We start from the raw sequence: 11,510 nt of genomic DNA on the forward strand, positions 1-11,510 counted from the left end.
TCGCCGCCAGTGACCGCTCGACCTCTACCGCAACCGCCATACCCCATGATGATCGATATCAAGCTAAAAGATCAAGTTATTTCCCGGCAATCCCTTAGGAATGGCTTCAGAATGGGTTTGCGTGGCGGTGCGGGTAGCGGCCCGCTGCGGGAGTTACAGACGCCGTCTGGACTCCGGGATCCCCGATTTATGTATGTCCAATACGCGGCTTCGGGGCTGTCCTCGCCAAGAACCCCGACGGGGTGGGCACTGTCTGAGAACCCGCGGCGGTGCTAGCTGAGTCCCTCACCGCATGCGGCTGACGCCGCATTCCGAAACAGCCTCTTAGGAATCCCCTTTCGGCGCAAGCCAGTTCCGCTCCTGTTGATCGCCCCTTGACGGCGTTCCCCGGATTTTCCATGCTCGGGTGGCCATATGTGACCTTGAACGCCATTCGACGAGGAGTGGGACATGAAGACCAAGGCTGCGGTGCTGCACGGTCCCGGCGAGGACTGGGAAATCGAGGAGATCGACCTGGGTGACCCGGTGGCCGGCGAGGTGCAGGTGCGGCTGGCGGCCTCGGGGCTGTGCCATTCCGACGAGCACCTGCGCACCGGCGCGAGCCCGGTTGCGTTCTACCCGGCGGTGGGCGGGCACGAGGGCGCCGGGGTGGTCACGAAGGTCGGGCCCGACGTCACCGGCATCGAAGAGGGCGACCACGTCGTGCTGGCGTTCATCCCCGGCTGCGGGTCGTGCCGGGCGTGCGCGCGCGGGATGCAGAACCTCTGCGACGCGGGCGGCAGCCTGATGACCGGCAAGGCGATTTCCGATGGCACGCACCGGTTGTCGCTGCGCGGCAAGCCGATGGTGCCGATGTGCCTGCTCGGTACCTTCGCCCCGTACGTGACCGTCAACCAGGCGTCGGTGATCAAGATCGAGGACGACGTCCCGCTGGACAAGGCCGCGCTGCTGGGCTGCGGCGTGTCCACCGGCTGGGGTTCGGCGACCGAGGTCGGCAACACCCGCGCCGGCGACACCGTGGTGGTCGTGGGCGTCGGCGGCGTCGGCATCAACTCGGTGCAGGGCGCGGCGGCCGCCGGGGCGCGCTACGTGATCGCGGTCGACCCGGTGGCGTTCAAGCGGGAGAAGGCGCTGGAACTCGGCGCCACGCACGCCTTCGAGTCGATGGCCGACGCGGCGGGCCCGGTCGGCGAGCTGACCTGGGGGCAGAACGCCAACACCGTCATCCTGACCAAGGGCGTGGTCGGGGGCGAGGACCTGCAGCCGGCGCTGAGCATGACGGCCAAGGGCGGCCAGGTCGTGGTCGTCGGCATGGGCCACTACCAGCAGATCGACGCCTCGGTGAGTCTGTTCGAGCTGACCCTGCTGCAGAAGCGCGTGCAGGGCGCCATCTTCGGCGGCGTCAGCCCGCGCACCCAGATCCCGCGGCTGCTGGAGCTCTACCGGCACGGCACGTTGAAGCTCGACGAGCTGATCACCAGCACCTACCGGTTGGAGGACATCAACGCCGCCTACCAGGACATGCGCGACGGCAAGAACCTGCGCGGCATGGTCATCTACGGCGACGCCGACTACTGATCGCCGGCCGGCCGGGCGTCACCGCGTGGCGTCCGGCCGGGCCGTCGCACCGAATCCGGCCGCCAGCTCCCGCATCGCGGCGTCGAGCAGCTCGCTGAGGTCGGAATCCTCGCTGTCCAGCCATTGTTCGTAGGCCGCGACGGCGACGCCGAGCGTCGCGTGGGCGATGGCCTGCGGCGCGAGGCCGTCCGCGGGTTCGCCCAGGCGGTCGCCGACGAACTCCGCCACCACCTGCCGCCAGGCCCGGAACCGCAGCGTCGAGTGGGCCTGCAGCGCGGGAATCCCGAGGATGAGCCGCATCCGGCGGCGGTGCGCCGGAACCTGCTCCGGGGCGACCCGGTTGAACTCGACGAGGCAGTGCCGGATCGCGTCCATCAGCGGGCTTTCCGGCGGCGCGGCGCGGAGATCCGCGCGCATCCGGTCGAGCTCGCCGTCGAAGTCGCCCCACGGGATGTCGTTCTTCGACGGGAAGTAGTGGAAGAACGTCCGGCGCGCGATGCCGGCCGCGCGCGCGATGTCGGTGATGGTGGTGTGCTCGAAACCCTGCTCGTCGAAGAGCTCGAACGCGACCTGCTCCAGCTCGGCGGCGGTGGTCACCCGCCGTCGACCGCCGGGTCGCGGGATTGAGCCGATCGTGTTCTGCCCCAACGGATGCGTCTCCAGGTCTTCCAAAATGCACTCGGTGCAAATACGGTGGCCGACAAGTGGCCGGTGGCCGACCGCGGTCGGCCCGCTCGACGAGGAGCATCGCATGGCTGACGAACAGCACGATTTGGGCACTGCCGCCGCCGAACCGGCGGTCGAAGAGGAACTGCTGGTCGAAGAGGTCTCGATCGACGGGATGTGCGGGGTCTACTGATGACCACCGCGGCGGAGTTCGACACGAGCCAGGGCTACCGGTTGAATCCGCAGGTCGCGCTGCGCCCCGAGCCGTTCGGGGCGCTCGCGTACCACTTCGGCAACCGCAAGCTGTCGTTCCTGAAAGTTCCCGAGCTGGTGGACCTCGTGCGGGCCCTCGGTGACCACGCCACCGTCGACGAGGCGCTGCAGGCCGTCCCGGAGGCGCGCCGAGCGTCGTTCCGGCGGGCGCTGGCGTCGCTGGCGGCCACCGACATGATCCGCCCCCGCTGAGCTCAGGAGTACTTCGAAAGTGGTTTGCGTAGCGGTGCGGGTAGCGGAACCTCAGACGCCGCCTCGCTGTGGGATCCCCGACTCATGTATGTCCGATACACCACGTCGGGGCTGTCCTCGCGAGGACGACGTCTGAGAACCCGCGGCGGTGCCAGTTGAGTCCCACACCGCAAGCGGCTACCGCCGCTTAGAAAAGAGACGGAAGGCGGCGTTTTCGCGCGAAAGCGCCGCGGCCCCGCACCGAAGGCGCCGGTTTCGCGCGAAAGCGCCGGTGCTGCCCGAACGAGTGGAGTCGAAGGTGACTGCTGTCGAACCGGCGCCCGTTCCCTCGCTGGTGGAGCAGTTCAAGGGCGGGCTGGCCGCCCCGATCTGCCTGACCTGGGAGTGGACCTACGCCTGCAACCTGGCCTGCGAGCACTGCCTTTCGTCGTCCGGGCGGCGCGATCCGCGCGAGCTGAGCACGGCCGAGATGAAAGCCGTGATCGACGAGCTGCAGCGGATGCAGGTGTTCTACGTCAACGTCGGCGGCGGCGAGCCGACGGTGCGCCCGGACTTCTGGGAGCTGCTGGACTACGCCGTCGAGCACCAGGTGGGCGTCAAGTTCTCCACCAACGGCCTGCGCATCGACCGCAAGCGCGCCGCGCAGCTGGCGGCCACCGACTACGTGGACGTGCAGATCTCCCTGGACGGCGCGACGCGCGAGGTGAACGACGCCGTGCGCGGCCCGGGGTCGTTCGACATGGCGATGCGCGCGCTGGAGAACCTGTCCGCCGCCGGGATGGAGGACTTCAAGATCTCGGTGGTGATGACCAGGCAGAACGTGTCGCAGCTGGACGACTTCAAGGCGATCGCCGACCGGTTCGGCGCCCAGCTGCGGATCACGCGGCTGCGCCCGTCGGGGCGCGGGGCGGACGTGTGGGACGAGCTGCACCCGACCGACGCGCAGCAGCACGAGATCTACTCGTGGCTGGTCGAGCACGGCGAGCAGGTGCTCACCGGCGACTCCTTCTTCCACCTGAACGCGCTGGGCTCCACGCCCCTGCCGGGGCTGAACCTGTGCGGCGCGGGTCGCGTCGTGTGCCTGATCGACCCGGTGGGCGACGTCTACGCGTGCCCGTTCGCGATCCACGACGCGTTCAAGGCGGGCAACGTCCGCGAGACCGGCGGGTTCGACCGCGTGTGGCGGGAATCGGAGCTGTTCACCGAGCTGCGGCAGCCGCAGTCCGGCGGCGCGTGCCGGTCGTGCTCGGCGTTCGACGCCTGCCAGGGCGGCTGCATGGCGGCGAAGTTCTTCACCGGCCTGCCGCTGGACGGTCCCGACCCGGAGTGCGTGAAGGGCCACGGGCAGACGGCTCTGTCCGTTGTGGACCGTTCGGGTCTGCCGAAGGCGTCGCAGGACCACTCGCGGTCCTCGCGGAAGGTCCGGCTGGGCATGCCTTCGATGCCCGCAAAGCCGTGCGACTCCAGCCCCTTGGCGAGCCAGTTGTGAAGCTGACCGACGGCGTCCGGCTTGGCGCGGTGACCGCGCCGTCGCGGGTCCTGTTCGGGCCGCACGAGACGAATCTGGGCCGTGGCCGCGGCATTTCCGACCGGCACGTGGCCTACTACGCGGCGCGGGCGGCCGGAGGCGCGGGCGTGATCGTCACCGAGACGGCCAGCGTGCACGCCTCCGACTGGCCTTACGAACGCGCTCCGCTCGCGGCGGAGTGCGGCGCGGGCTGGGCGGCCGTCGCCGATGCCTGCCGGCCGCACGGCGCGGTGGTGCTCGCGGGTCTCGGGCACGCGGGCTCGCAGGGATCTTCGGCGTTCTCGCAGAACGCGCTGTGGGCGCCGTCCCGGGTGCCGGACGTGGCCAGCCGCGAGCTGCCGATGGAGCTGGAGCAGGGCGAAATCGACGAGCTCATCGCGGGTTTCGCCGCTGCGGCGGAATCGGCCGTGCGGGCCGGGATGCATGGCGTCGAGATCGAAGCCGGTCAGTACTCGCTGCTCCGCCAGTTCCTGTCGGGGCTCACGAACCAGCGCGCGGATGCCTACGGCGAGGACAAAACCCTGCTGCTGCGCGATGTTCTGGATGCAGTGCGTCGCGCCGTCGGCGATCGCGTGGTGGGGCTGAGGCTGTCCTGCGACGAGCTCGCGCCCTGGGCGGGGATCACGCCGGAGCAGGCCGCCGGGATCGTCGAGGCCGTGGCGGACCGGATCGACTACCTCGTGGTGGTGCGCGGCTCCGCGATGGGGACCTCGGCGACGCGGCCCGACCTGCACACCGAGCCCGGCTTCAACACCGACCTCTGCAGGCAGATCCGCGAGGTCTCCGGTAAGGACCGGAACGAGCGCTCACGACCACTGGTGGCGCTGCAGGGCAGCATCGTCGAGCCGGAGCAGGCGCAGCAGGCCCTGGACGACGGCGTCGCGGACCTCGTCGAGATGACGCGCGCCCAGATCGCCGAGCCGCGCCTGGTCGAGCTGGTCCGGGCCGGTCATCCGGAGCGGATCCGGCCGTGCGTGCTGTGCAACCAGAAGTGCCGCATCCGGGACAACCGGAATCCGATCGTCTCGTGCATCGGCGAGCCGTACAGCGGGCACGAGAGCAGCGCCCCCGAGCCCGCGCCCGCAGCGCGGCGCGAGGTGCTGGTCGTCGGCGGCGGCCCTGCCGGGCTGGAAGCCGCGCGGGTGCTGGCCGAGGGCGGGCACGAGGTCGAGATCGTCGTGAAGGGCGACCGGCTCGGCGGCGCCGCGCTGTGGGCCGCCGAGGTCGGAGGGCGCGGTCGGCTGCGCCGGATCGTCGACTGGCTGGAGGCAGAGGTGCGGCGGCTCGGCGTGCGCGTCACGCTCGGCACCGAGGTCACCGAGGCGGACCTGGTCGGCACCAGGCGGGACGTGCTGGTGGCCATCGGCTCGGTGCCGGGGCCGCGCGCGTACGAGAACCGCGGCGGCCTGGTCATCGACGTCGTCGACCTGCTCGAACACCACGCCGTGCCGGACGGGCCGGTGGCGGTGTCCGACCCGGTCGGGGACGCCGTCGGCGTCGGGGTCGCCGAGCTGCTGGCCGGGCAGGGGCGGGACGCGGTGATCGTCACGCAGGACCAGGTCGTGGGCACGCAGCTGGCGCTCACCGGCGACCTGGCGGACGCCAACGGCCGGCTGCAGCGCGCCGGTGTGCGGCTGGAGAAGCGTTCGCTGCTGCGGGAAGTGCACCCCGATCACGTGGTCCTGGAGGACACCTTCACCGCCCAGCGCCGGACCCTGCCCTGCGCCTCGGTCATCCACTGTGGACACAGGCTGCCCAACGCCGACCTGACCGGATGGCCGCGCGCGGGCGACTGCGTGGCGCCCAGGACGATCCACGAAGCGATCCTCGAAGGCCGCCGCGCGGCGCACGAGATCACCGCGCTGGTCGGGGGAGGCGTGCGATGACCCGCTACCTGTTCTCCCCGCTGCGGATCGGCCCGGTGACCGTGCGCAACCGCATCGTGTTCTCCGCGCACCTGACGAACTACGCCGAGGACGGCCTGCCCAGCGAGCAGCACGCCGCCTACTACGCCGCCCGGGCCGCCGGCGGCGCGGGCCTGGTGATCACCGAAGAGCATTCGACGCACCCGACGGACTGGCCGTACGAGAAGCTGATCCACGGCTTCCACCGGTCGGTCGTGCCCGGGTACCGGCGGATCACCGAGGCGGTCCACGCCCACGGCGTGCCGATCTTCGCCCAGCTCAACCACAACGGCGGGCAGGCGTCGTCGATGTACTCCCGCCTGCCGGTGTGGGCGCCGTCCGCGGTGCCGGACCCGATGTTCCGGGAGGTGCCCAAGGCGATCGACACCCGCGAGATCGCCGAGGTCGTGGCCGGCTACGGCACCGTCGCCGGGCACTGCGCCGAGGGCGGGTTCGACGGCGTCGAGCTGCAGTGCTCGCACTCGTCCATCGTGCGCGGTTTCCTCTCTCCCGCCACGAACAAGCGCACCGACTCCTACGGCGGATCGCTGGCCGGGCGGGCCCGCATCCTGCTGGAGATCATCGACGCGGTGCGCGAGGCGCTCGGCCCGGAGCGGGCGCTGGGCGTGCGGCTGTGCGGCGACGAGCTGATCGAGGGCGGCACCACCATCGACGAGGCGGTCGAGGTCGCGCGCATGGTGGAGGCCACCGGCAAGGTCGACTACATCAACACCTCCATCGGCGTGGCGACCTCGACGCTCTACATGATCGAGGCGTCGATGGCGATCCCGCCGGGCTACGCGCTGTTCATCTCCAACGCGATCCGCCGGGCCGTGCGCCTGCCGGTGGTCGGCGTCGGGCGGATCAAGGACCCGCTGCAGGCCGAACGGGCGCTGGAGGAGGGCCACTGCGACCTCGTCGGCGTCGTGCGCGGCCAGATCGCCGACCCGGACTTCGCGGCCAAGGCCCGCTCCGGGCACGGCGGCGACATCCGGACCTGCCTGTCCTGCAACCAGGAATGCGTCGGCCGGATGGGCCTGAACCGCTGGCTGGGCTGCATCGAGAACCCGCGGACCGGCCGCGAGGCGGTGGCGTTGCCGCTGCCCCGGGCCCGCAAGCGGGTGCTGGTCGTCGGCGGCGGCCCGGCGGGCCTGCAAGCGGCGTCGACCGCGGCGGAACGCGGCCACCACGTGACCCTGTTCGAGCGGGAGCAGGCGACCGGCGGGCAGGTCGCGGTCGCCGCCACGGTGCCCAGCCGCGCGGAATTCCTCGACGTGGTGCGGAATCTGCGCGCCGAATGCGAACGCCACGGCGTCGACGTCAAGACCGGCGTCGCGGCGACCGCCGAGATGCTGCGCGACGAGCACCCGGACGTGGTCGTGCTCGCGACCGGAGCCCGGCCGCAGCCGGTGCACTGGGCCGGCGGCCTCGACCGGGTCGTCGACGTCCGCGACGTGCTGGAGGGCCGCGCGGCACCGGAAGGCGACGTGCTGGTCGTCGACGAGCTCGGCTTCCACCAGGCGTCCTCGATCGCCGAACTGCTGGCCGACCGGGGCTGCCGGGTGCGGATCTCCACGCCGGGCATGGTGGTCTGCCAGGACCTCGGCGTGACGCTGGACATGGAGACCTTCAACGTCCGGGCGCACGCGAAAGGCATCGAGCAGGCCACCGACGAGGTCGTGATGTCGGCAGCGGCCGATCCGGACGGCGTCGTGCTGCAGATCCTCAAGCACACCACCGGGGAAATGACCGAAGCCCGCGTCGACTGGGTCGTGTGCGCGACGCACCAGTCCCCGGAAGACGCGTTGTGGCACGAGCTCCGGGAATCCCCGTTCGCGGTGCACCGGGTCGGCGACTGCATCGCGCCGCGCCGCGCGCACGCCGCGGTCGTCGAAGGACATCGAGTGGCGGTGGGCCTGTGAACGGACGTCTGGAGATGCTCGCGGTCGTCATCACCCGCGGCGGCGCGCTGCCCGGCGGCGCCGACGAGGCCGCTGCCGAATGCGGCGGCGCGGTCCTCGTCGTGGGCACCGGCACCCGGGAAGCGGCTCGCGCCTTCACCGCGGCCCGGCGCATCTGGGCGGCGGAAGTCCCGGTGATCGCGCCCGGCGCGCTGGCCGCGGTGCTGGCACCGCTGATCGCCGAGGTCCCCGTCGTGGTGCTACCGGCCTCCCCGGACGGGCGCGACATCGCCGCCCGCCTGGCCTTCCAGAGCGAACGGCCCCTGTTCGCCGGCGCCACCCGGTGCACGCCGGAGCACGCCGATCTGTCCAGGTTGGACGATTCGCTGGAGGTCCGGGTCGCGCTCGACGAACCGGCCGTGGTCACCCTGATCCCGGGCGTGCGCGGCACGCCGCGGCCGGTGCCCGCACCGGAACCGGTCGAGCTGACCGTCATCCTGCCCGCGGTCCTCGACGCCGAGGTCGTCGAGGTCCTGGAACCGGAACCCGAAACGGTCGAACTCGCCGAAGCCAAGCGGATCCTCGGCGGCGGGGCCGGGCTGGTGCGCCCCGGCGAGGACGGCTCGGCGGTGATGCGGACGCTGACCGGCGTGGCCGCCGCCCTGGGCGCCTCCGCCGGCGCTACCCGGGTGATCACCGACGCCGGCTGGGCGGGGCACGACCGCCAGATCGGCACCACGGGCGTCGTCGTGGACCCCGACCTCTACGTCGCCTTCGGCGTCTCCGGCGCGACGCAGCACGTCGGCGGCCTGGGCCGCCCGGCGCACGTGATCAGCGTGAACACCGACCCGTCCTGCCCGATGACCGCGCTGGCCGACCTGGGCATCGTCGCCGACGCGCCCGAGGTCCTGCGCGAACTGGCGCGCCGACTGAACGGAGCCGCCGATGCCTGAACACTCCGAAGTGGACGCCGTGGTGGTCGGGGCGGGCCCGGCCGGCGCGTCCGCGGCGCTGGAGCTGGCGCGGGCCGGGCGCAGCGTGATCCTGCTGGAGCGGGGGCCGTTCCCCGGCGCGAAGAACGTCTACGGCGGCGTCGTCTACGGCCGGGTGCTCGACGAAGTCCTGCCCCGCTGGTGGGAAGAGGTCCCGGTGCAGCGCTGGGTCACCCGCCGCAGCACCATGATGATGACCCCGACCCAGGCCCTCACCGTCGACTTCCGCACCGAGGACTGGGGGAGCGCGCCGTACAACGGCATGACCACCTACCGCGCGGACTTCGACGCGTGGCTCGCGGGCAAGGCGGTGGAAGCCGGCGCGCAGCTGGTGACCTCCACGGTCGCGACCGAGCTGCTGCGCGACGCCGCCGGGCGCGTGATCGGAGTCCGCACGGACCGGCCCGATGGCGACATCCGGGCGCAGCTCGTGATCGCCTGCGACGGCGTCAACTCGTTCCTCGCGAAGCAGGCGGGCCTGCTGCCCCGGACGGACCCCGAGCACCAGACCCTCGGCGTGAAGGAAACCCTTTCCCTGCCGCGCAGAGCGATCGAGGAGCGCTTCGGGCTCAGCGCCGACGAAGGCGCGGACTTCGAGATCGTCGGCTGCACCGGCGACATCCCCGGCGGCGGCTTCCTCTACACCAACCGCGACACGGTCAGCATCGGCGTGGTGCTGTCGCTGACCGGCCTGGCCTCCTCCGGTCGGCGCCCCGAAGAGGTCCTCGCGGACCTCAAAGCACACCCGGCGATCGCGCCCTACCTGCGGGGCGCGGAGCTGAAGGAGTACTCCGCGCACCTGATCCCGGAAGGCGGCTACCGCAGCATGCCACCTCTGCAGGCCGACGGACTGCTGGTCGCCGGCGACGCGGCCGCGATGTGCCTGGCGGCCGGGATCTGGCTGGAGGGGGTCAACTTCGCCATCGGCTCCGGCCTGGCGGCGGGCCGCACGGCCGCCGAAGCCATCGCCGCGGGCGATCCCACCCGGCTCGCGGGCTACCGCAAGCGGATGGAGGGCAACTTCGTGCTGACCGACCACAAGAACCTGCAGGGCGCCCCGCACCTGGTCCTCTCCGACCGGGTCCAGCGGCAGTACCCGCGGCTGCTCTGCGACTTCGCGCAGGAGGTCTTCACCGTCCGCAACCCGGAACCGAAACCGGGCCTCGGCAAGCTGTTCCGGCGCACGGCCGCCAAGCACGGCGTCCGGCTGCGGCAACTCGCCGCGGACGCCTGGGCCGGCCTCCGAGTCTTCGGCTGAGGAGCGAGAATGCACCAGTATCCGGAAGTGTCCTTCGAGGACCGGATGGGCACCGTCGACTTCCAGGTCGGCGAGCGCCCGCACATCACCGTGGACACCGAGATCTGCCGGTCGTGCACCACCAAGGCGTGCGTGCACGCCTGCCCGGCGAAGCTGTTCGTGCCCACCGGTGACGGCGGCATCCTGTTCAACTACGAGCAGTGCTTCGAATGCGGCACCTGCTACCAGATCTGCAACTCCGCAGGCGCCATCACCTGGACGTACCCGGACGGCGGGCACGGCGTGGTCTTCCGGAAGGGCTGACATGGGACCGCAGATCGTCGTGGCGCTGAGCTGGTCCTGGCGGCGGGTCCGGGTGGATCCGCTCACCGGGGCGCTCGACGCCGGAGACCGGGGCGGCAACGCCGCCGAACACGCGGCGCTGGAGCACGGCCTCCGGCTCGCCGAAGAACTCGACGGCCGGGTCGTGGCGGTGACCGTCGGGCCCGCAGCGGCGGAGGAGGGCCTGCGCGCAGCGCTGGCGGCGGGCGCGCACGAGGCGATCCGCGTGGCGCGGGACGACCAGCTGGAGGCCGGCTACCTCGTCCACAATGGAGCGGACACGGCCAAGGCGATCGCAACGGCGGTCGCGGAACCGGATCTCGTGCTGTGCGGCGACAGATCGGACGACGGCGGAACCGGAACGACGCCCGCGTTCCTCGCCGCCCGGCGCGGTGCCGCGCAAGCGCTCGGCGTCGTCAAGCTCGAAACCGACGGCGAATCGCTGCTGGCGCACCGCAGGCTCGACGGCGGCAGCCGGGAGGTCCTGCGGCTGCCCACGCCAGCGGTCGTCTCGGTCGAAGCCGCCGGAGTGCGCCTCCGCCGAGCGAGCCTGCCTGCCGTGCTGGCGGCCCAGAAGGCGACGATCCGCACGATCACGGCCGAGCCGCAGCGGCCACGACGCGTGGTCTCGGCCCGCCCGCTCCGCCCGCGAGCGCGGGAGTTGACCGCCCCGGCGGGAGCGACGGCGCACGACCGGATGCTCGAACTGACCGGCGCGCTGCAGGACCGCACGCCACCGACCGTCATCGGCCCGCTGCCGGCCGCCGAAGCGGCAGACGAACTGCTGGACTACCTCAAGCGCCACGGATACATCACGGGAGAGACGCCATGAGTAGCCCTGTGTCAAGCCGAGTCCTCCTCAACCGCGCCTCAGGGGACCGTGACGCAAGCCAGCCA

11 protein-coding genes are annotated in these 11,510 nt (G+C 71.7%); 10 read left to right on the plus strand and 1 reads right to left on the minus strand.

The features are described 5' to 3' along the window. The first annotated feature begins 450 nt into the window (after positions 1-450). A complete protein-coding gene (locus AC07FN_RS42790) occupies positions 451-1,578 on the plus strand; it encodes an NDMA-dependent alcohol dehydrogenase (RefSeq protein ID WP_452616396.1) in 1,128 nt (375 codons plus the stop codon). 18 nt (positions 1,579-1,596) lie between these two features. On the opposite strand, the gene mftR is transcribed toward AC07FN_RS42790, so the two are convergent. Then, positions 1,597-2,175 (minus strand): mycofactocin system transcriptional regulator, encoded by a 579-nt coding sequence (gene mftR / locus AC07FN_RS42795; protein ID WP_452616395.1) that lies wholly within the window; start codon positions 2,173-2,175, stop codon positions 1,597-1,599. A gap of 154 nt (positions 2,176-2,329) precedes the next feature. On the opposite strand from mftR, the gene mftA reads away from it, so the two are divergent. From mftA to AC07FN_RS42840, 9 genes are all read left to right on the plus strand, one after another. Beyond that, the gene (mftA, locus tag AC07FN_RS42800; RefSeq protein WP_358304006.1) at positions 2,330-2,437 is read left to right on the plus strand and encodes a mycofactocin precursor MftA; all 108 of its coding nucleotides are present in this window, start codon (positions 2,330-2,332) and stop codon (positions 2,435-2,437) included. Next, complete coding sequence (gene mftB, locus AC07FN_RS42805) at positions 2,437-2,709, plus strand: mycofactocin biosynthesis chaperone MftB (RefSeq protein ID WP_478400842.1); 273 nt, start codon at positions 2,437-2,439, stop codon at positions 2,707-2,709. Before mftA ends, mftB begins: the two co-directional genes overlap by 1 nt. A 298-nt stretch (positions 2,710-3,007) precedes the next feature. Next, complete coding sequence (gene mftC, locus AC07FN_RS42810) at positions 3,008-4,198, plus strand: mycofactocin radical SAM maturase (protein ID WP_478400843.1); 1,191 nt, start codon at positions 3,008-3,010, stop codon at positions 4,196-4,198. Next, positions 4,195-6,123: a mycofactocin system FadH/OYE family oxidoreductase 1 gene (locus AC07FN_RS42815; RefSeq protein ID WP_478400844.1), complete on the plus strand. Its 1,929-nt coding sequence runs from the start codon at positions 4,195-4,197 to the stop codon at positions 6,121-6,123. Before mftC ends, AC07FN_RS42815 begins: the two co-directional genes overlap by 4 nt. Beyond that, complete coding sequence (locus AC07FN_RS42820; protein ID WP_478400845.1) at positions 6,120-8,063, plus strand: mycofactocin system FadH/OYE family oxidoreductase 2; 1,944 nt, start codon at positions 6,120-6,122, stop codon at positions 8,061-8,063. The genes AC07FN_RS42815 and AC07FN_RS42820 overlap by 4 nt, the downstream gene beginning before the upstream one ends. Further along, on the plus strand, positions 8,060-8,995 hold the full coding sequence (locus AC07FN_RS42825; protein WP_478400846.1) for a mycofactocin-associated electron transfer flavoprotein alpha subunit: 936 nt from the start codon (positions 8,060-8,062) through the stop codon (positions 8,993-8,995). Before AC07FN_RS42820 ends, AC07FN_RS42825 begins: the two co-directional genes overlap by 4 nt. Then, positions 8,988-10,292: an FAD-dependent oxidoreductase gene (locus AC07FN_RS42830; RefSeq protein ID WP_478400847.1), complete on the plus strand. Its 1,305-nt coding sequence runs from the start codon at positions 8,988-8,990 to the stop codon at positions 10,290-10,292. The genes AC07FN_RS42825 and AC07FN_RS42830 overlap by 8 nt, the downstream gene beginning before the upstream one ends. A 9-nt stretch (positions 10,293-10,301) precedes the next feature. Beyond that, a complete protein-coding gene (locus AC07FN_RS42835) occupies positions 10,302-10,595 on the plus strand; it encodes a ferredoxin family protein (RefSeq protein WP_207954835.1) in 294 nt (97 codons plus the stop codon). Between the two features lies 1 nt (position 10,596). Next, the gene (locus tag AC07FN_RS42840; protein ID WP_478400848.1) at positions 10,597-11,445 is read left to right on the plus strand and encodes a mycofactocin-associated electron transfer flavoprotein beta subunit; all 849 of its coding nucleotides are present in this window, start codon (positions 10,597-10,599) and stop codon (positions 11,443-11,445) included. Positions 11,446-11,510: the final 65 nt, after the last annotated feature.

This window comes from Saccharopolyspora sp. NPDC045941 (genome assembly GCF_056431445.1).